Origin of the sequence: Geobacillus sp. G4, assembly GCF_040327975.1 — a bacterium.
Taxonomy (GTDB): domain Bacteria; phylum Bacillota; class Bacilli; order Bacillales; family Anoxybacillaceae; genus Geobacillus; species Geobacillus thermoleovorans.
In genome coordinates this window covers 19,604-37,545 of record NZ_JBEPJY010000005.1, presented here as the reverse complement: position 1 = coordinate 37,545, position 17,942 = coordinate 19,604, and the positions used below count along the sequence as shown (strand labels likewise).

Below are 17,942 nucleotides of genomic sequence, written 5' to 3'. Positions count from 1 at the left end.
GTGAACATGCGCATGATGTTGCCAATCATCGAATTTTGCATCAGCAACTTAGCCAGCGGGTCGTACAAAGCAATGGAAATGTTGGAAAAGGATCCGAACTTGGACATCATTGAATACAGTTGCTTAAGCTATTGCACACGCTGCGCGGAAACGCTGTTTGCGCTCGTCAACGGCGAGTTTGTCAGCGGCGAAACGCCTGAGCAGCTCGTGGAAAATATTTATCGGCATCTCGAGGAAAACCCAATGTTTTAACGAAAAAAGGAGGATGTCCGCGATGCGGCATCCTCTTCAATGTATAATGAAAAAACGGGGGATATTCCCATTGTGCCCAGGAGATGCCGCCATTATACATGCGAAGCGCAAAAAATGTTCAGGAGGGAGTCATGTGCGTTCTTTTTCGTTTACGAAAATGCATGGATTGGGTAATAGCTACATATACGTTGATCTGTTCCGGGAAACATTGCCCGAGGAGGAGCTGCCGGCGATCGCCCGCAGCGTCGCCGATGTCCACACAGGCATCGGCTCCGATGGCTTGATTCTCATTTGTCCATCGGAGAAAGCGCCAGTCAAAATGCGCATTTTTAACAGCGATGGCTCGGAAGGGAAAAACTGCGGCAACGGCTTGCGCTGCGTGGCGAAATACGCGTACGAGCACGGCATCGTCAGCGACCGCACCTTTTTGATTGAAACGCTCTCCGGGCTTGTCGAAGCCCGTGTTGCAGTAGCAGATGGCGAAGTGACAAGCGTGACGGTCGATATGGGCGAGCCGCGCCTTGAGCGGAGCGCCATTCCGATGCTTGGTCCGGAAGCGGAGCGGGTCGTCGCCGAGCCGTTTGCCATCGCTGGGGGCGAATATGAAATTACGGCGGTGTCCATGGGCAACCCGCATGTGATCTTTTACGTTGATGACATCCAAAAAGCGCCGGTGACGACGCTTGGCCCGCTCGTGGAAAAGGACCCGCGCTTTCCGGAAGGGGTGAACGTCGAGTTTGTCGAAGTGGTGAACGAGCGCGAGCTTCATTTCCGCGTCTGGGAGCGCGGCTCCGGCGTGACGCAGGCGTGCGGGACCGGAGCGTGCGCGGCGGTCGTCGCTTCCGTGTTAAACGGCAAAACGGCGCGCGGGGAGGAAACGGTCGTCCATTTGGCCGGCGGCGATTTAACGATCGTATGGGGGCACGACGGGCGCGTGCGCATGACCGGTCCGGCGGAGACCGTGTGCACCGGCGTTTATTACTACCGAGGCGGGCGGAACGGTTGAGCATCGAAAGGCAAAGACGGTATACTATGAAGTAAGATCGGAATCATTCAAGGGATTCGCCCCATCTGAGCCGTCGGGTGAAAGCGGGCGAACCTGTCGAAAAACGGCCAAGCTGTTTGGCCAGTGTCAACCGTTAAAGGAGGGATCATGGATGGCAGAGGCAGTTATTACGCTGACAGAAGCGGCAGCGTTTCAAATCAAAGATATGATGAAAGAGCAGGAAGAAGAGGGCGCGTACTTGCGCGTCGGCGTCCATGGCGGCGGCTGCAGCGGGTTGTCGTACGGCATGGGCTTTGACCATGAGCGGCGTGAGGATGACATCGAATTTGAGCAGCACGGCATCAAAATTTTGGTGGACCGCGACAGCGCGCCGATTTTGCGCGGAACGGTCATCGACTATAAACAGTCGCTGCTTGGCGGCGGGTTTACGATCAACAATCCGAACGCCATTGCGACGTGCGGCTGCGGCTCCTCGTTCCGCACAGCGACCAATGCCGGCACGCCGGAGCAATGCTAAGCAGGCGGGATGACGTCCATCTGCCTGGCAGAGGAAAACGGCCTGCCTTGCCGTGACGTCGGGCTCTTGAGAAGGCCGGTTTTCGCCGCACGGCCGGTTGAAAACGCGGGCGTGCACCGACTGGCGAAATGTTGGAAGGGTGGTCTTTCCCTCACGAAATTGGGGAAAACGGCCGCGCTCCAACATCGGCCTTTTCGGGAGCGCCAAAGGAGGAGAAACGATGAAAGGACAAATCAATGTCATCTTGGCGCTTGTCTTGGCGCTCATTGTGGCGCTGCTGGCGGTGGCGAATGTCGAGCAGGTGACGATCCATTATTTAGTCGGCGAAACCCGCTTGCCGCTCATTATCGTCATTTTAGGTTCGGCCGTCCTTGGCGGCCTTGTCGTCGGCATGCTCGGATGGGTGCGTTTGTTCAGCCTGCGCCGGCAGGTGAAGCTGCTCGAGAGAGAGCGGGAGGAATGGACGAAAAACAAGGCTGGGAATACTGATGGCGAGTCGGTTTCGCTGGAGCGAGAGGGATGAGGCATGAGTATGGCGCCCCCAACAAAGAGGGGCGCCTTTTGCTTGAAAAACGGGTGTGGACGGGGCGGGCTATATGAATGGCTCCAATCAGTCGGGATGCGGCGTTAAGGCGAAATGCCGAGCGCCCCTTCGCTTCCGCTTGTTTTCCCGACGGAGCGCCATTAAAACAGCGATGTCGAGTGCGCCGGCTGCATCCGCGCCGTCGGGTCGATGTACGTTTTGGCGCTGCTGATGGCGATCGGCGCTTCGCCAAAGCCGCAGGCGATCAGCTTGATTTTCCCGTCGTACGTGCAAATGTCGCCCGCCGCATACACGCCGGGGATGTTCGTTTCCATCCGCGAGTTGACTTTGATCGCATTTTTTTCGATGTCAAGCCCCCAGTTTTTGATGGGGCCAAGCGAAGAAATAAAGCCGTAGTTGACAATGACGGCGTCGACATCGATCGTTTCTTTCGTTCCTTCTTTCACATGCTCGAGGATGACTTGGCGGATGGCGTGTTCATCGCCGACGAGTTCAACGGGCACAAACGGCGTTTTCACTTGCACGCTGGACTTCTTGAGCTGCTCGACGCTATGTTCATGGGCGCGGAATTTGTCGCGGCGATGCACAATCGTGACGCTTTGGGCGATCGGTTCGAGCATGAGCGACCAGTCAACAGCCGAGTCGCCGCCGCCGCAGACGAGCACGCGCTTTCCGGAAAACTGCCCCAAGTCGTTGATGAAGTAATGTAAGTTTTTTCCTTCATAGCGGGAAGCGCTTTCGATTTCGAGCCGACGCGGCTGAAAGGCGCCGTTTCCGGCGGTGATGATGACCGTTTTCGAATAATGGATTTGTTGATTGGTGACGAGTTTAAACGTTCCGTCCTCCTGCTTTTCGAGCGTGTCGACCGACTCGTTCAGGCAGACGGTCGGCGAAAATAGGTCCATCTGCTCTTTCAGCTGGTTGACAAGCTCTTGGGCGCGCACTTTCGGAAATCCGGCGACATCATATATGTATTTTTCCGGATATAACGCGGCCAGCTGCCCTCCAAGCTGCGGAAGGCTTTCGATAATTTTGACTTTCATTTGCCGCAAGCCGCCGTAAAACGCGGCAAACATCCCGGTCGGCCCGCCGCCGATAATGGTGACATCGTAGACGTTGCGATCTTCTTTCACCGACATCCCTCCCTGCGCGAAGTCATGGCATTACAAGTTTATCTTACCATAAATGGGCGTGGTTATAACGATCCTTTTTGTTGGACGAACAGAAAAAAAAACTTGAAAAGGGAAAGAAAAAGGACTAATATGTTTTGTGGAGAGATTGTTAATTTTTTGTGACAGTCCCTCGACATTTTTTTGGCGGTTAACGTGAATTATTTCACAAACTTCGCTCAATAAAAACGGGGGCGGCCGCAAAAGCTATAACAAATGAATGAGAAAAAATGAAAAAGGGTGGAAGTGATCCAGGTGAGAAAACCAAACGTTGTCATTTTAGGCGCTGGCTATGGCGGGTTGATGACGACCGTTCGCCTGCAAAAGCTCATCGGCGTGAACGAAGCGAACATTACGCTCGTAAACAAGCACGATTACCATTATGAGACGACATGGCTTCATGAGGCATCGGCTGGGACGCTGCATCATGACCGCGTTCGCTATCCGATCAGCGATGTCATCGACCGGAACAAAGTGAAATTCATCCAAGATACGGTGACGAAAATCATTCCAAACGAAAAGAAAGTGCTGCTTGAAAACGGCGAGCTGACGTACGATTATCTCGTCATTGCCCTTGGGTTTGAATCAGAAACGTTCGGCATCAAAGGGTTGAAGGAATACGCATTTTCGATCGCCAATGTCGACGCCGCGCGGCAAATCCGCGAACATATCGAGTACCAGTTTGCGACGTACAACGCGGAAGAGGAAAAGAAAGAGGAGCGATTGACGATCGTCGTCGGCGGAGCGGGGTTTACCGGCATTGAATTTTTAGGCGAGCTCGCCAACCGGATGCCGGAGCTGTGCCGCGAGTATGACATCGATCCGCACAAAGTGCGCATCATTTGCGTGGAGGCGGCGCCCACGGCGCTGCCGGGCTTCGATCCGGAGCTCGTCGAGTACGCGGTCAGCCAGCTTGAGCGCAAAGGAGTCGAGTTTCGAATCGGCACGGCGATTAAGGAATGCACGCCGGATGGCATCATTGTCGCCAAAGGCGATGATGTGGAAGAAATTAAAGCCGGCACCGTCATTTGGGCGGCCGGCGTGCGCGGCAGCCGCGTCATCGAGGAATCTGGATTTGAAGCGGCGCGGGCGCGCATTAAAGTGGATCCGTACTTGCGCGTCCCGGGGCATGAAGACATTTTCGTCGTCGGCGACTGTTCGCTCGTGATTGATGAAGAAACGAACCGCCCGTATCCGCCGACGGCGCAAATCGCCATGCAAGAAGGCCAGCTGTGCGCGAAAAACTTGGCGGTGCTCATCCGTGGACAAGGGGAGCTGGAGCCGTTCAAGCCGGATATTAAAGGGACGGTTTGCTCGCTCGGCCATGACGATGCCATCGGGGTCGTGTTCGGCAAAAAGCTGTGGGGCACGAAAGCGAGCTTCATGAAAAAAGTGATTGACAACCGCGCCCTGTATTTGATCGGCGGTTCGTCGCTTGTGATGAAAAAAGGCAAATTTAAATTTTTCTAATCAATCCAAAAAGCTCCCGTGATGGCGGGAGCTTTTTGCATGGCAGCGAAACAGGGATCCGCCGCTCGATTGTCGAAATACAAACGGGTGCATAACGATAGGGAGAAAAGGATGAGGACGATGGACAACAAACGAGGAAACGTTTGGATTGCGGCGGCCGGACTGGTTATCAACGAGAATGGGGAATGGCTCGTTGTCAAGAAAAAATACAGCGGGCTAAAAGGCAAATGGTCGCTGCCGGCCGGGTTCGTCCAGCCGGGGGAAATGCTCGATGAGGCGGCGGTTCGGGAAGTGAAGGAAGAAACGGGGATCGACGCCGAGCCGGTCGCGCTTCTAGGCTTGCGCACCGGCGTCATCGCTGGGGAGATCAGCGACAATATGGCGATTTTTCTGTTGCGCCCGCTCTCGCGCGACATCGTCGTGCAGACGGATGAGCTGTATGCCGCCGCGTTTTTGAGCAAAACGGCGCTCGAGAATGATCCGAACACATCAGGCTTGCTTCGCTATTTGTTGGCGCTCGAGCCGCTTGATTCCCTTTCGCTGCATGACGGACTCAATCCCGGCGATCCGTTCGGCTACACGAAATACCGCCTTTACTTCGAATCATCGAAATTGAAAGAATAGTCAAGAAAATAAAAGCGATCGAAAGATGTATCCGCTTACACAGGCGGAAATGAGGGGGAATCGCCGTTTTATTTTGCAGAAAATTTTGATATATTAACAAAAAAGAAACGGAGGGGAACATCGATGCCAAAAACATTGACAATGAACGACTGCCCGTACTGCGAGGGGCATGGATACGTTCAGCTGCTTTTGGGCGGATCGGAAACGTGCTACAGCTGCCAAGGAACGGGAAGCGATCACGAAGAGGAGAACGAACATTGACGGTCATCCGCCCGATCCAGTACACTGAAAACGGGTGTACGGGAGGTGAAGGGCGGATGCAAATGAGTTTGCCGGTCGTGTTGATTTCGATGGTGTTGTTTTTCGTCTTGTTTTTTGGCATTGGATTTTTGCTGAACATGATTTTGCGCATGACGTGGATTTTGGCGGTCTGCTTTCCGTTGATTGCGGTTTTCATTATCGACGATGTGCCGTTGATGCGCTATTTCACCGCGCCGTCCGATGCGTTCGCGGCGCTCGGCCGGAAAATCGCTTCGCTGGCGGCGGCGGATTTGTTGATTTTGTCAAGCGGCTTTGCCGGCGCTCTTTGCGCCGGATGGGCGATCCGCACGTTGAGGGCGAAAGGGTATCAAATGTTTTAAAGCATGTTCGAAATGCAAAACGCATTCTAATGGAAAAAGCGCGAAAGGATTGTTGAATGTTTTCAAGCGTCTCTGCCTTGGGCAGAGGCGTTTTTTTGTGAACAGCGCTGATGAGCGTGCGAGCGGATCACAACGTCGGTTCGGGTATGTTTTTGGCCAAACGCCCAAGCTTTGCGTTCGGATTTCACAATGAGGCTGTTCATGGACGGTTTTTTCGTTTCTTTTGTCTCATTCGCAATGAATATTTCGATTTGAAATGGAGATAAATAGAGATGTGAGAGGAGTTGAGAGCATTGAATGGGTTCAGGCAGTTCGTGCGCCGAACCGCGATGACGCTGCTGTTTTTGGCGGCGCTCTTTGCGACATTCGAGTCCGTTTCCGGGGTTGACGCGAAGACGGTTCTCCATCCCTTTCCGAGCGCTTTATCGATGGATCATCAGCCCATTTGGGGAATGAAAGGGCTTGCGAAGAACGAGAGCCGCTCTGTTCCGCGGCTTGAGGATCATTTTGACTGGTCAAAATATCCATCCGTTGAAGTGGTCGCCACCGGCTATACAGCCGGCATTGAATCGACCGGGAAAACGCCCGATCACCCTGAGTATGGCATCACGTACTCCGGCGTCCGCGTCAAACGCGATCTTTATTCGACGATTGCGGCGGATTTAACCGTGTTTCCAATCGGCACGATTTTGTTCATCCCCGGATACGGGTTCGGCGTCGTCGCCGACAAAGGCGGGGCGATCAAAGGCCATCGCATTGACTTATACTATGAAACCGTCGAAGATGTATATAAATATTGGGGAAAACGAAAAGTCAACGTCTATATCGTGCAAAAAGGCGATGGCACGCTGTCGGAAGAGGAGTTGAAGCGGTTGAACGAAGATGAAACGATGCAAGTGTTTCGCCAGCAGTATTTGGAATCAAAAAGTTGAGAGGGCTCCCGCCCGTCAGCCGCAAAGGAGCGGATCGCGGCCGTCAGCGGGAGGAAACAGCGCCGGATGCAAAAGCGGCGCCAATTTTTTTAATCCGACCAAGAGGCGCGGAGACGGACGGCAATAGAGCGATTCTTCTAAAATGTGGATGTTCCCGGTGCGGACCGCCTCGGCCTGTTGGGCATTCGGGCGCGCCGTGACGGCTTTTGCGCTCATTTTTTTTGTCTGCACGCCGACCCAAACGAGCAAGATGTGCGACGGATTGCGGGCGAGAACGTCGTCCCATTCCGGTTGGACGCTCGCTTGAGGAAAGTCGGCGAAAATGTTGCGCCCGCCGGCGAGTTCGCTCAATTCGCTCAGCCAGTTGGCGCCGCCCGGGGTGAAGAGCGGACGAGGCCACCATTCCCAATAGAGGCGGGCCGGTTCGGCCGATGCGGCCCGCTCGCGGTGCCAATCAAGCACGTCATAATAGCGGCGGACAAGTTCAGCCGCTTTTTTCGTTTCGCCAAGCGCTTCGCCAAGCCGAAGAAGGTCGTTGGCAATGTCATCGAGCGAATTCGGCGCCAGCACGAGATGCGGGAGCCCGCGCCGTTTGAGCTCCTCGACGTTGCGCTCCATGCCGGGCACGCTTAAGGAGGCGACAACAAGATCAGGCTTGAGCGCTTCGACTTGATCCATGTCAATGCGCAAATCCGGCCCGACTTTCGGCAGCCGCTTCACTTCCGGCGGCCAGTCGGATGAATCATCGACGGCGGCGACATCGTCAAGGCGGCCGAGATAGGCGAGCAGTTCGGTGTTGCTTGGACAAAGGGAAACGATTCTCATCAGCGTCGGTCCTTTCTCAATCATCGTGATGATGACGGATTCGCCTTGGCGAACGCAATTTCCTGCTCGCTGCGGCTGATTTTTTTTGAGTGAACGCAGGGAGAGAAAATTAGATAGTCGAAACAACCGCTTTGCCTCGCTATAATGAAGGTGGGAGTGAATCAACATGGAAAGGGATGAGACGATGTTTACGGTAAAACCATTGCCGTCGGTTGAGGAACGGGATGAGGCGCTTGTCATCGGCTTGTTTGAAGGGGCGAATTCATGGAGCGGCCTTGCCGGCGAGTACGACGCCCGTCTTGGCGGGCAGCTGTCCGAGCTGCGGAAAGAAGGCGATATTTCCGCGAAGCGGGGGCGCATCGCCAGCGTTCATCCATTTTTGCTGACGGGGGCGAAACGGTTGTATTTCGTCGGCCTTGGCAAAAAAGAAGAGCTGACGTTTGAGCGGCTGCGCGAGACGTTCGGCAAGCTGTTTCGCACGTTGAAGCAGGAAAAGCGGACGAAAGCGGCAGTCGCGTTGGACACGTTTACGACCGAGTCTGTCGATGGAAACGAAGCGGCGCACGCCTTGGCGGAAGCGTATCATTTGGCGACGTATGAATTTCCTGGGTATAAGCAGAAAAAGTCAGAACCGGACTACCAGCTCGAATCGCTCATCGTCTACACGGCGGCCGAAGCGGCAGAAATTGAGGCGAGCTTGTTTGTCGGCTCGGTGTACGGGAAGGCGACGAATTCGGCGCGCACGCTCGTCAATACGCCGGGGAATTTGCTGACGGCGTCGGATTTGGCCGACTATGCCGTAAAGCTCGCGAACCGGTATGACTTTGATTATGAAATTTTGGAGAAGGAAGACATGGAGCGGCTCGGCATGGGGGCGCTTTTGGCTGTCAACCAAGGGTCAAAACAGCCGCCCAAACTGATCGTCTTAAAATACCAAGGAAAAGACGGGTGGGAAAACGTGATCGCCCTTGTCGGCAAAGGGGTGACGTTTGATACGGGAGGCTATTGCTTGAAGCCGCGCGACAGCATGGTTGACATGAAAACCGATATGGCCGGCGCCGCGGCGGTGCTCGGGGCGATGGAAGCGATCGGCGAACTGCGGCCGGAACAAAACGTGCTCGCTGTCATTCCAGCGACCGACAATATGATCAGCGGCGAGGCGTTCAAGCCGGACGATGTCATTACGTCCTTGTCTGGAAAAACGATTGAAGTAAAAAACACTGATGCGGAAGGACGGCTCATTTTGGCTGATGCGGTGACGTATGCGAAACAATGCGGCGCGAATTACATCATCGATGTCGCTACGTTGACAGGCGGCGTGATCGTCGCCTTGGGCGCGGACAAAACGGGGGCGATGACGAACAATGAGGAGCTGTTTGAGCAGGTGCTGGAAGCGTCGATGGAAACCGGGGAATTCATTTGGCGGCTGCCGATTACAGAACACGACCGCGAGCGGGTGCGCAGCAGCAAAATCGCCGACTTGAACAACTCGCCGGGGCGCGAAGGGCACGCCATTATGGGCGGGGCGTTCATCGGCGAATTTGCGGAAGACACTCCGTGGGTGCATTTGGATATCGCCGGAACGGCCGCCGCAAAGAAAGACGGCGACCTCGGCCCGGCTGGAGCGACGGGCGTCATGGTGCGCACGCTCACCGCGTTTGTCGAACGGTTTGGCCAAGACGACTAAAAGAATCGTGCAGTTCGCCGCTTGGACGTTAGGCGGTGGACGCAAACGAGCCGAAGCGGACGTGCATAGCTTCGGCTTTTGTTTGGCACTATAGTACATAGCACGAAAAGCGAACAAAATGTAAAGTTAGTGTAAATCTATTGTAAATTTTCTCTTTTTGTATTGTAAATGGATTTTAAATTGTTAGAATAAGTAGCGGTGATTTTGATTTCGTAAATGGAGGGTGTCGGATATGATTTTTTCACCGAAAAAAGACGTGTTTTTTGATATGTTGTTTACGATTTCGGAAAATGTGAAGGAAGCGGCCCAATATTTTGTTGAGTATAAAATTCGCAACGTAAGCGATTTGAAAGAATTTGCCCGCGTCATGAAAGAGTATGAACGAAAGGGCGATTCATTCATTCATGAACTGGTCGTCCAATTGAACAAAACGTTCATTACGCCGATCGAGCGGGAAGACATCCACCAGCTGGCGATGAAAATGGACGATGTGCTTGATGGATTTGAGCAATGTTCGGCGCGGTTTGAAATGTTTTCATTTACGGGCATCGATGAACATATGGTGAAGTTTTTTGATTATATTTACCAAAGCACGATTGAAATCGTCCATGCCCTCGAGCTGCTTGCGAATAAAAAATTGCTCGATATGCGCCAGCACGCCATTAAAATTAAGGATTATGAAACGAAGTGCGACGAAATTTTGCGCGCGTCGATCAAAAACTTGTTTGTGACGCAAAAAGACCCGATTAAAATCATTCAATACAAAGAGCTTTACGAAATGCTCGAAGAGATTGCCGACAGCTGTGAAGATGTCGCCAATACGTTAGAGACGATTATCATGCGCAACGCATAAAAGGGGACGTTGGTTTTATGGATGCGATCCTGATTTTAACCATTCTCATCGTCATTTTCGCTTTGGCATTTGACTTTATCAACGGCTTCCACGATACGGCCAACGCCATCGCGACATCGGTGTCGACAAGGGCGCTCACGCCGCGTCAAGCCATTATTTTGGCTGCGACGATGAACTTTATCGGCGCGCTCACCTTTACCGGCGTCGCGAAAACGATTACGAAAGACATTGTCGACCCATTTGCGCTGGAAAATGGGCCGCTCATTATTTTAGCAACGTTGATATCAGCCATTGCCTGGAACTTGATCACGTGGTATTACGGCATTCCGAGCAGCTCTTCGCACGCGATCATCGGTTCAGTCGCCGGGGCGGCGATTTCCGCGGCTGGGGTTGGGATTTTGAATTATGGCGGATTTTTGAAAATTTTACAATCGCTCATTCTTTCCCCGTTTTTGGCGTTAGGGGTCGGCTTTATCATAATGAGCATTTTTCGCTTTATCTTTAAAAACGCCAACTTATACAGCACGACGAGGGGCTTTCGGATGTTTCAAATTGTGACCGCGGCGTTTCAGGCGTATACGCACGGAACAAACGATGCTCAAAAAGCGATGGGGATCATTACGATGGCATTAATCGCCGGCGGATACCACGCGACGACCGACATTCCTGAATGGGTGCGCATTTCTGCCGCCTTGTCCATGGGATTGGGAACGGCCGTCGGCGGGTGGAAGATCATTAAAACGGTGGGTGGAAAAATTATGAAAATCCGCCCGATCAATGGAGTGGCGGCTGATTTGTCGTCCGCACTCGTCATTCTTTCAGCGACGATGTTCCACTTGCCGGTCAGCACTACCCACGTCATTTCGTCGTCCATCATGGGGGTTGGCGCCGCCCAACGGGTCAAAGGAGTCAAATGGGGTGTCGCTCGCCGCATTGTGCTCACCTGGATTATTACATTGCCGGTCTCGGCATTGATTGCCGGATTTGTGTACCAAGTTCTTCGCTTGTTTTTCTGACAAAAAGCGCACCTGTTGTCCAAAACAGGCGCGCTTTTTTTGCGTTTAGGCGGCCGAGCGGCCGGCGGCGGAAGAGCGTCCGATCGCCCGGCAAAGCCTTGGGGCGATCAAGCCGGCGACGATCGACAGGAGAATGTCTTTTGGCAATGGCGCGAGCATCCAGCTCCACACCATTCGGTACGAAAGTCCCGCCGGCGCTTCCGCCCATAATTTGTAAGCCATATACATCCAATTCGTTCCGATGACATAGTTGAGGACCATGCCAACGAGCGCGGCGGTGACGAAACGAGCTTTTGCCGCCGGCTGTGAGCCGCGGTTGATGATCCAGCCGGTCGCATAAGCGGCAACGATAAACGAAAGGATGAAGCCAAACGTCGGTTCGAAAATCATCGACAGCCCGCCTTTGAATTTGGCAAACACCGGAACACCCGTGAGGCCGACGAGCATATAGACGATCATCGCCACCGCACCGAGCCGCCGCCCTAACACCGCGCCGGCCAGGACGAAGAAAAACGTCTGCAGCGTAATCGGCACACCGCCGACGACAAGAAACGGCGCCCATGACGTAATGTTCGCCCCGATCGCCATCAAGGCGACGAACATGGCGGCGAGCGTCATGTCAATCGGTCGAAGCGAAGCGCGTTGTTCGCTCATATGTAAACCCCCTTGCTTTTTATCGTTAACAAAATCATATAGAACAATCGGCATCATGTCAATTCCTTTTTCTCTCAATGGATGATGCCATATGCCTTCGGGAATGCTAAACAAAAACGGGGCAGCCAGGGCGGCTGCGCAAAGGAAGGAGGATGGCGATGGAGCGGTTCCTCCCGGACGAGGAGCTGAGATGGGCGAGCAAAATGGGGGCGAACGAAGACATCATCCACACAAGCAAAAACGACGACGGCTGCGATTTGCGCACCCCGGCGGAAATCGGGAAGCGGCAGCCGATGGATGAAAACGGCAATGCGTAAAAGAAGGGGTGCGGATCGACAGGAAAGAAAAACGTCTTGGACCGATTCGCGCCTCGAAAAAGCCGGAGGATCGAGCGAAAAAAGATGGCCGCCTCCCCATCGAGTTCCCTTAGAGTGGTCTTGTCGTTCTGATAAAATGCTGCCGGCTCGAATGTTGCACTCGTTTTTCAGTGGGTTTTTCGGCATGAAAGGAATAGAAGGAAACGAATTGATTGATTTTTATGAATAAACACCTATTTTTGATATAGTGATAAAGTTCCTTTTTTTTAATTTACAGTAAAATTCTAATTGTAAATATATAGTTGGTTTACCATAACGTGTACTTGGTAAGGGAGTGAGGTAGCGTCAAAAGTTCTATGAAAAACCCAAACAGACCATAAAATATAATAATTACCTGGAGGATTTACTCTTTTCAGAATAAATAAATAAATAAAGGGTGAACTCAATTTGTTAGAGATCGTTTTGATTGTATTGTTTTTGATCGGTTTGTTCGTTTTCGTGGTTTACTATGTTCTTTTTGCAACCAAAGATTTAAAAAGAGTGACACAACAAAATGAGGAAATCATGAAATTGCTAAATGAGATTAAAAATCATATTCAAACGAAAAAGTAGCGATTATGCAAAAGGTTCAAGTCATCCTGCCTAACCGAAGGCGAATAAAATGGATGTGGCGGATTCAAATGACGGAGCACCAAGGAGAATCTTTATGACCAAGAGAATAAAGTTTATACTGTTTACCTTGTTCTTTTCTCCGTCATTATTCCTGATTAACTATTATCAAAGCATAAACATGAAAAGGGGCGAATATCCGGATCATGTCTTTTGGATTCTCTATTTGTTGGTCATTGTTTGCCTGACGGTCACCTGCCGATCGATTCGACAAATCCTCTTTAGTTTTCTTTGCATGTCTACCGTTTCTGTTGGGCTTGGATATTGGCTGATTGAGAAGAATGAAAGCATTCGATATCTTTACAACCTCGGGATTCCCACAACGTTTATCGGCCTTTCGCTGCTTGTTCATGTGATTCCGCTATTCGTCTGCTTGTTCCGTTCTATAAGGAAAATATAAAACCCGTGGTGCTAGTTGAGCGCTAGCGCTCAACTAGCATCACGGGTATGTTAAACTTTTTCGTTGCATCTATATAGCACCACGGGTATTATTCAATTTTATTCACTTGATTTATTTGAAAGTCGTTAAATGGAACCCATTTAAATGGTTCAGTATAATTTACCATTCGAATCAAATATTTATGTTTATTATCTTCCGTTTTGATAACGAAATCAAACATATTATTTCTTTTTTTTGTCTTTGATAGAATTTTAAATCGAAGCGGATGATCTAACGAATTGATCTCTTCTACCGCCTTCTTATCTGAGAGGAAATTCACTTTATCAACTGATAATTTGTCTAATTGAGTTCGTAACTGATAATTTAGCAATAGATTTGAATGACCTATTAATGGAATTAGAAAAATTAAAATAATCAAACACGGAAAGAGATATCTGAGTAATTTTTTAGAGATAAAATCATTAAAAACTATTACAAAAATAAGGACTAGAATGAGGAAAAAAAATAGAAAGTTAAAAAACAAAGATAACATAAATCAGCCTCTTTTCAAGAGACATGAACCCTCCTTATGAATGGTTTGGTAGCACATCTATTCTAACCAAGGAATTGGGCTCATATCTCTTTTTTGTTTTATTGTAAATTTATGTCCTTGCTCATCACCATATATCGCCACGAAACAATGAATCATGCGCAATATGTTGTATTTCGTTTGAGAGGAATGACGCTTTTGGGTCAGCCCCTGAAGCGGGGCGTTGTTCGGTCTTCCGTCACGCCTTGGCGTGACGGAGGCAAGCCTTTGGCTTGCCTTCGACAGTCAAAAATGGGCAATCCGCTTTTCCGTCAAGGATATGTTAAATGCTTTCGTTGCATCTATATAGATATATTACAAATACTGGCAGATGATCAAACAAGTGCGCAAATCAGCGAAAAGCTAAATATAAGCAAACGAACAGTGGAACGTCATCTTTCTTCTATTTTCGGGAAATTAGGGGTGTTGTCACGAACAGGAGCGGTTGCCGAAGCGCTGCGGTTACAACTCATAAAATGAAAGGTGCTAGTCGAAAACTCTAACTAGCATCTTTCATACCTACACTTGCGAACATATCGACCGCACACCTGTCGCTACTTCGATCGCTTGTTCTAAGTCTTCGATTAAATCGCCCACGTTTTCGATTCCGACCGATAACCGAATCATATCTTCTGTCACGCCGGATGCTTTTAAGTCTTCTGCACTTATATAAGTTGCAATAAAGAATTTCCGATCTCCATGTCCCGTCTTTATCACCTGACAAGCTGGCACGGTGGCAAGAAGAGCGAACAATGCCATGTAAAACAAAATTGCAACTTATATAAAACCGTACTGGACGACAGTAAAAATCATACGGTATTACAGTGATTATTATGATTAATTATATATGACGCTTATCACTTTGTCTACAGTGACAGCAAGCGCACCAATCTGAAAAAAGTATATATTTCCGACGATATGATCAAAACGACGAGCAATGTATTGGATACATTCTGATGAAGGAGAATCGGTGTCCATGAATCGAAAAAAAAAGTTTGTCTTGTTTGTTGCCGTGCTGATGATCATTTTCTTTTTCGTCTACATGTTTGAAGAACAAGTGCTGCGCTTTTTAGACTACAAGGTGGTCAAATTGACGATGTTGATTTCTTTGATCACGATTATTGTCGGTGATGTCATCTATCGACGCACGTAATCGGATGCATAAAGGAAACGGAAGGGGCTGTCGGGCGACGATGCCCGGCAAGATCGTTGGGGCGTTGGCGCTGGACGGTGATGAGACGATCGCCGCCTTTTTTGGTTACTAAGGTCGGCGGCTGGATCAAGAACCGTTTGTGTGTGAAAAGGGTTGTCTGCCTGCTTTGCCTGGGGCGGCAAGTCGCAAACAACGCCGCCTCCAGCGCCGTGCATGGTCTGGAAGCGGCGTTGCCGCGTCGGGCGCGACCGTCTTGAACGGATTTCCGCCAATCGCCAAGCCGCTGCCAAAGCGGCGAATGCGAAAAGCGCAGGCTTCCTGCGAACCGTTTTCTCCCATTTCGCCCGCCGCCGTGATGGCGAAGGCTATCCGCCAAAAGGCGGAAACACGTTCCAGCGCAAGCCGACAACGAGCTGGCAGCACGGAAACGTGCCTGGCGGCGGCGACAGCGTCAGACGGATGCCGTCGGGATTGAAATACACGTCCGTTTTGGAGCGGATGCCGAGCGAGCGGATCAGGCGTTTCACTTCCTCCGTTTTTCCTTCTTGGGCGGCCGACATGACCGAGGCCGCGAACGAACGCGATTCGGCGAGTTTTTTCAAAACGGCGGCGGCATCGTTCATCAGCGCCTGCGCCGTGGCGGCGGACTGGGAAAAGAGCGCCGGGTCGATCGGGGGATACGGGCTGGCCGGCATCCGCGGGAAATGAACGAACATGGCCGCTTGAGCCTCCTTTATAAAAATGGAATCGATAATACGATATGTGCGAATATCAAAAAAGGAGCGAAACCTTCATTCGGTTTCGCTCCTTTTTTCTGCGTCCGCGCAGGCGTGGCGCTACAAATAGCGCAGCCATAAATAGGCGTGCGACAAAAGCAAGGCGATGAGCGTCAGCGGCGCGCCGATTTTCAAAAAATCAACGTATGTAAAGCCGTGCCCTTCGCGTGACGCCATGCCGGCAACGATGACGTTTGCCGAGGCGCCGATGAGCGTCCCATTCCCGCCGAGGCAGGCGCCAAGAGACAAGGCCCACCAAAGGACGTCGATTTGCGGGGCGTCCGGGGATAAGCCCATGCCGACGGCCATATCTTGAATGAGCGGGATCATCGTGGCGACGAACGGGATGTTGTCGATCGTCGCCGAAGCGATGCCGGACAGCCAAAGGATGAAATAGGCGGCCGTGGAAATATCGCCGCCGGTGACCTCGAGCGTTTTTTCGGCCAATGATTTGATCAGGCCGATGTCAACGAGCCCGCCGACCAAGACGAACAGTCCAGCGAAAAAGAAAATCGTGCCCCATTCGATCGAATGAAAGACATCCTCAATTTCGTGCTCCGGCACGGCGATGAGCATGAGCGCGACCGCTCCGGTCATGGCGATGACAGCCGCATCGACATGAATGACGGAATGAAGAATAAAGCCGACGATCGTCAGCCCGAGCACGGCGACCGATTTGCGCATCAGCCTCGCGTCTTGAATATAATCGGCGTCGCGAAGCTCCATCAGCTTTTGAATCAACTTTGGATCGGTTTGCAGCTGCTTGCGGTAAACAAACGCCAGCAGGGCGACCGTGATGATGGCGGTCACGATGACGATCGGTGTCAGGTTGAACAAGAAGGCGTTGAAATCGAGATGCTTGTTCGCCGAACCGATCATGATGTTCGGCGGGTCGCCGATCAATGTCGCCGTGCCGCCGATGTTCGACAAGAGCACTTCCGAAATCAAATACGGCACCGGGTTGACTTGGAGCAGGCGCGTAATGGAAAATGTCACCGGCACAATGAGCAGGACGGTGGTCACGTTGTCCAAAAACGCCGACAACAGCCCGGTCAACAGTGAAAGCATCACCAAAATGCGGACCGGGCTGCCTTTCGCAAGCTTGGCCGCTTTAATGGCCATGTATTGAAAAAAGCCGGACTTGCTCGTAATGCCGACCAAGATCATCATTCCGATCAGCAGCGTAATCGTTCCCCACTCAATATGGCGGGTGAACGCTTTTTCGATGTCGACGATGCCGAAGATGACCATGAGCGCCGCCCCGAGCAAGGCGATGACCGCGCGGTGGATTTTTTCAGAAATGATGATCGCGTATACAACCAAGAAAACGGCAATGGCAAAATAATATTGAAGATTTGACACGTGTGCGGCAGAATGATCCATTCGTACTCCTCCCTTTCCAGTTATGTCGTCATGTTGTGAAAACCGCTCCCGCACGCCGGGCATGTCCAATCACTGCGCTCGCTGGCGGCTTCACGAACATAAAACGTAAATGAACAATGCGGACAAGGGATTTCGCGCACCCGATCCATCAACATCCGCCGCCTCGGTTCGGCTGGAGCATTGGTGTCAATGATCTCGACATGGATGTCGTCGCGCGATTCGTCTTCCGCGATCACGTTTCCTTCCGCTTCATCTTTTGTGCGCCAGCGGCCGCCGAGCACATGCTGCTCAAGTTGGCTGTGCGAGGAATGTTCAAGCATTTCTTCAGCCAGTTTCATGTACTGGCGGTCCGTCAGCCCGCTGAACGGAAGGTTCTTCTTCTGTTTTTTCCAATACGCCCGCAGTTGGTCTTCGGTGAAAATCCATGTAACAATCTGATGAATCACGACATTTTTCATCCCATCCACCCTCCTTTTTCTTGATCAT

General features: G+C 51.5%; 21 protein-coding genes and 1 pseudogene. 15 read left to right on the top strand and 7 right to left on the bottom strand.

Annotation, left to right across the window (positions count from 1 at the left end; all coding sequences use genetic code 11):
• Positions 1-12 precede the first annotated feature (12 nt).
• From ABS784_RS07675 to ABS784_RS07660, 4 genes are all read left to right on the top strand, one after another.
• The gene (locus tag ABS784_RS07675; RefSeq protein ID WP_011232428.1) at positions 13-252 is read left to right on the top strand and encodes a YuzB family protein; all 240 of its coding nucleotides are present in this window, start codon (positions 13-15) and stop codon (positions 250-252) included.
• A 133-nt stretch (positions 253-385) separates the two neighbouring features.
• Positions 386-1,258 (top strand): diaminopimelate epimerase, encoded by an 873-nt coding sequence (gene dapF, locus ABS784_RS07670; protein ID WP_011232427.1) that lies wholly within the window; start codon positions 386-388, stop codon positions 1,256-1,258.
• 151 nt (positions 1,259-1,409) lie between these two features.
• Positions 1,410-1,775: a HesB/IscA family protein gene (locus ABS784_RS07665; protein ID WP_011232426.1), complete on the top strand. Its 366-nt coding sequence runs from the start codon at positions 1,410-1,412 to the stop codon at positions 1,773-1,775.
• A gap of 220 nt (positions 1,776-1,995) precedes the next feature.
• Positions 1,996-2,298, top strand: a complete 303-nt coding sequence (locus ABS784_RS07660; protein WP_011232425.1) for a LapA family protein — start codon at positions 1,996-1,998, stop codon at positions 2,296-2,298.
• Between the two features lie 161 nt (positions 2,299-2,459).
• Here ABS784_RS07660 and ABS784_RS07655 read toward each other — a convergent pair whose 3' ends face one another.
• On the bottom strand, positions 2,460-3,458 hold the full coding sequence (locus ABS784_RS07655) for an NAD(P)/FAD-dependent oxidoreductase (protein WP_011232424.1): 999 nt from the start codon (positions 3,456-3,458) through the stop codon (positions 2,460-2,462).
• A 276-nt stretch (positions 3,459-3,734) separates the two neighbouring features.
• On the opposite strand from ABS784_RS07655, the gene ABS784_RS07650 reads away from it, so the two are divergent.
• The 5 genes from ABS784_RS07650 (at position 3,735) to ABS784_RS07630 (ending at position 7,155) form a co-directional block, all read left to right on the top strand.
• Complete coding sequence (locus tag ABS784_RS07650; protein ID WP_352512168.1) at positions 3,735-4,958, top strand: NAD(P)/FAD-dependent oxidoreductase; 1,224 nt, start codon at positions 3,735-3,737, stop codon at positions 4,956-4,958.
• A gap of 120 nt (positions 4,959-5,078) precedes the next feature.
• A complete protein-coding gene (locus tag ABS784_RS07645; protein WP_352512002.1) occupies positions 5,079-5,582 on the top strand; it encodes an NUDIX domain-containing protein in 504 nt (167 codons plus the stop codon).
• 123 nt (positions 5,583-5,705) lie between these two features.
• Positions 5,706-5,843 (top strand): YuiA family protein, encoded by a 138-nt coding sequence (locus ABS784_RS07640; protein WP_197071988.1) that lies wholly within the window; start codon positions 5,706-5,708, stop codon positions 5,841-5,843.
• Positions 5,844-5,899: 56 nt separating this feature from the next.
• Positions 5,900-6,223 carry a YuiB family protein gene (locus ABS784_RS07635; protein WP_044733302.1) on the top strand — a complete coding sequence of 108 codons (324 nt, stop codon included), beginning with the start codon at positions 5,900-5,902 and terminating at the stop codon, positions 6,221-6,223.
• 293 nt (positions 6,224-6,516) lie between these two features.
• Positions 6,517-7,155, top strand: a complete 639-nt coding sequence (locus tag ABS784_RS07630) for a 3D domain-containing protein (protein ID WP_352512000.1) — start codon at positions 6,517-6,519, stop codon at positions 7,153-7,155.
• A gap of 15 nt (positions 7,156-7,170) precedes the next feature.
• On the opposite strand, the gene ABS784_RS07625 is transcribed toward ABS784_RS07630, so the two are convergent.
• A complete protein-coding gene (locus tag ABS784_RS07625) occupies positions 7,171-7,980 on the bottom strand; it encodes a cobalamin-binding protein (RefSeq protein WP_352511998.1) in 810 nt (269 codons plus the stop codon).
• Between the two features lie 184 nt (positions 7,981-8,164).
• Between ABS784_RS07625 and ABS784_RS07620 the strand changes: the two genes are divergently transcribed.
• The 3 genes from ABS784_RS07620 (at position 8,165) to ABS784_RS07610 (ending at position 11,536) form a co-directional block, all read left to right on the top strand.
• A complete protein-coding gene (locus ABS784_RS07620; RefSeq protein ID WP_352512166.1) occupies positions 8,165-9,667 on the top strand; it encodes a leucyl aminopeptidase in 1,503 nt (500 codons plus the stop codon).
• Between the two features lie 232 nt (positions 9,668-9,899).
• Positions 9,900-10,520 (top strand): DUF47 domain-containing protein, encoded by a 621-nt coding sequence (locus tag ABS784_RS07615; RefSeq protein ID WP_352511996.1) that lies wholly within the window; start codon positions 9,900-9,902, stop codon positions 10,518-10,520.
• Positions 10,521-10,537: 17 nt separating this feature from the next.
• Complete coding sequence (locus tag ABS784_RS07610; RefSeq protein ID WP_352511994.1) at positions 10,538-11,536, top strand: inorganic phosphate transporter; 999 nt, start codon at positions 10,538-10,540, stop codon at positions 11,534-11,536.
• Positions 11,537-11,581: 45 nt separating this feature from the next.
• Here ABS784_RS07610 and ABS784_RS07605 read toward each other — a convergent pair whose 3' ends face one another.
• Positions 11,582-12,190, bottom strand: a complete 609-nt coding sequence (locus tag ABS784_RS07605) for a biotin transporter BioY (RefSeq protein WP_352511992.1) — start codon at positions 12,188-12,190, stop codon at positions 11,582-11,584.
• A gap of 158 nt (positions 12,191-12,348) precedes the next feature.
• Here ABS784_RS07605 and ABS784_RS07600 point away from each other — a divergent pair, with 158 nt between their 5' ends.
• Positions 12,349-12,507 carry a hypothetical protein gene (locus ABS784_RS07600; protein ID WP_167346076.1) on the top strand — a complete coding sequence of 53 codons (159 nt, stop codon included), beginning with the start codon at positions 12,349-12,351 and terminating at the stop codon, positions 12,505-12,507.
• A 1,712-nt stretch (positions 12,508-14,219) separates the two neighbouring features.
• Positions 14,220-14,624 (top strand): LuxR C-terminal-related transcriptional regulator, encoded by a 405-nt coding sequence (locus ABS784_RS07595; protein WP_352511990.1) that lies wholly within the window; start codon positions 14,220-14,222, stop codon positions 14,622-14,624.
• A 39-nt stretch (positions 14,625-14,663) separates the two neighbouring features.
• Here ABS784_RS07595 and ABS784_RS07590 read toward each other — a convergent pair.
• A pseudogene (locus ABS784_RS07590) lies at positions 14,664-14,813 on the bottom strand (PLP-dependent transferase); the annotation flags it as partial.
• A gap of 307 nt (positions 14,814-15,120) precedes the next feature.
• On the opposite strand from ABS784_RS07590, the gene ABS784_RS07585 reads away from it, so the two are divergent.
• The gene (locus ABS784_RS07585) at positions 15,121-15,297 is read left to right on the top strand and encodes a hypothetical protein (RefSeq protein WP_157068345.1); all 177 of its coding nucleotides are present in this window, start codon (positions 15,121-15,123) and stop codon (positions 15,295-15,297) included.
• A gap of 365 nt (positions 15,298-15,662) precedes the next feature.
• Here the strand turns inward: ABS784_RS07585 and ABS784_RS07580 are convergent, their stop codons facing one another.
• The 3 genes from ABS784_RS07580 to ABS784_RS07570 form a co-directional block, all read right to left on the bottom strand.
• Positions 15,663-16,013: a YuzC family spore coat inner layer protein gene (locus ABS784_RS07580; RefSeq protein ID WP_352511988.1), complete on the bottom strand. Its 351-nt coding sequence runs from the start codon at positions 16,011-16,013 to the stop codon at positions 15,663-15,665.
• 120 nt (positions 16,014-16,133) lie between these two features.
• Positions 16,134-17,456, bottom strand: a complete 1,323-nt coding sequence (locus ABS784_RS07575) for an ArsB/NhaD family transporter (RefSeq protein ID WP_352511986.1) — start codon at positions 17,454-17,456, stop codon at positions 16,134-16,136.
• Between the two features lie 20 nt (positions 17,457-17,476).
• A complete protein-coding gene (locus tag ABS784_RS07570; RefSeq protein ID WP_011232406.1) occupies positions 17,477-17,914 on the bottom strand; it encodes a hypothetical protein in 438 nt (145 codons plus the stop codon).
• Positions 17,915-17,942 lie beyond the last annotated feature (28 nt).

Bases quoted from the DNA above. Each gene is read 5' to 3' on its own strand.
- ABS784_RS07675 (WP_011232428.1), top strand. From the start codon at position 13: ATGATGTTGCCAATCATCGAATTTTGCATCAGCAACTTAGCCAGCGGG.
- ABS784_RS07665 (WP_011232426.1), top strand. From the start codon at position 1,410: ATGGCAGAGGCAGTTATTACGCTGACAGAAGCGGCAGCGTTTCAAATC.
- ABS784_RS07660 (WP_011232425.1), top strand. From the start codon at position 1,996: ATGAAAGGACAAATCAATGTCATCTTGGCGCTTGTCTTGGCGCTCATT.
- ABS784_RS07655 (WP_011232424.1), bottom strand. From the start codon at position 3,458: ATGTCGGTGAAAGAAGATCGCAACGTCTACGATGTCACCATTATCGGC.
- ABS784_RS07645 (WP_352512002.1), top strand. From the start codon at position 5,079: ATGGACAACAAACGAGGAAACGTTTGGATTGCGGCGGCCGGACTGGTT.
- ABS784_RS07640 (WP_197071988.1), top strand. From the start codon at position 5,706: ATGCCAAAAACATTGACAATGAACGACTGCCCGTACTGCGAGGGGCAT.
- ABS784_RS07635 (WP_044733302.1), top strand. From the start codon at position 5,900: ATGCAAATGAGTTTGCCGGTCGTGTTGATTTCGATGGTGTTGTTTTTC.
- ABS784_RS07625 (WP_352511998.1), bottom strand. From the start codon at position 7,980: ATGAGAATCGTTTCCCTTTGTCCAAGCAACACCGAACTGCTCGCCTAT.
- ABS784_RS07620 (WP_352512166.1), top strand. From the start codon at position 8,165: ATGTTTACGGTAAAACCATTGCCGTCGGTTGAGGAACGGGATGAGGCG.
- ABS784_RS07615 (WP_352511996.1), top strand. From the start codon at position 9,900: ATGATTTTTTCACCGAAAAAAGACGTGTTTTTTGATATGTTGTTTACG.
- ABS784_RS07610 (WP_352511994.1), top strand. From the start codon at position 10,538: ATGGATGCGATCCTGATTTTAACCATTCTCATCGTCATTTTCGCTTTG.
- ABS784_RS07605 (WP_352511992.1), bottom strand. From the start codon at position 12,190: ATGAGCGAACAACGCGCTTCGCTTCGACCGATTGACATGACGCTCGCC.
- ABS784_RS07600 (WP_167346076.1), top strand. From the start codon at position 12,349: ATGGAGCGGTTCCTCCCGGACGAGGAGCTGAGATGGGCGAGCAAAATG.
- ABS784_RS07595 (WP_352511990.1), top strand. From the start codon at position 14,220: ATGTCCTTGCTCATCACCATATATCGCCACGAAACAATGAATCATGCG.
- ABS784_RS07585 (WP_157068345.1), top strand. From the start codon at position 15,121: ATGAATCGAAAAAAAAAGTTTGTCTTGTTTGTTGCCGTGCTGATGATC.
- ABS784_RS07580 (WP_352511988.1), bottom strand. From the start codon at position 16,013: ATGTTCGTTCATTTCCCGCGGATGCCGGCCAGCCCGTATCCCCCGATC.
- ABS784_RS07575 (WP_352511986.1), bottom strand. From the start codon at position 17,456: ATGGATCATTCTGCCGCACACGTGTCAAATCTTCAATATTATTTTGCC.
- ABS784_RS07570 (WP_011232406.1), bottom strand. From the start codon at position 17,914: ATGAAAAATGTCGTGATTCATCAGATTGTTACATGGATTTTCACCGAA.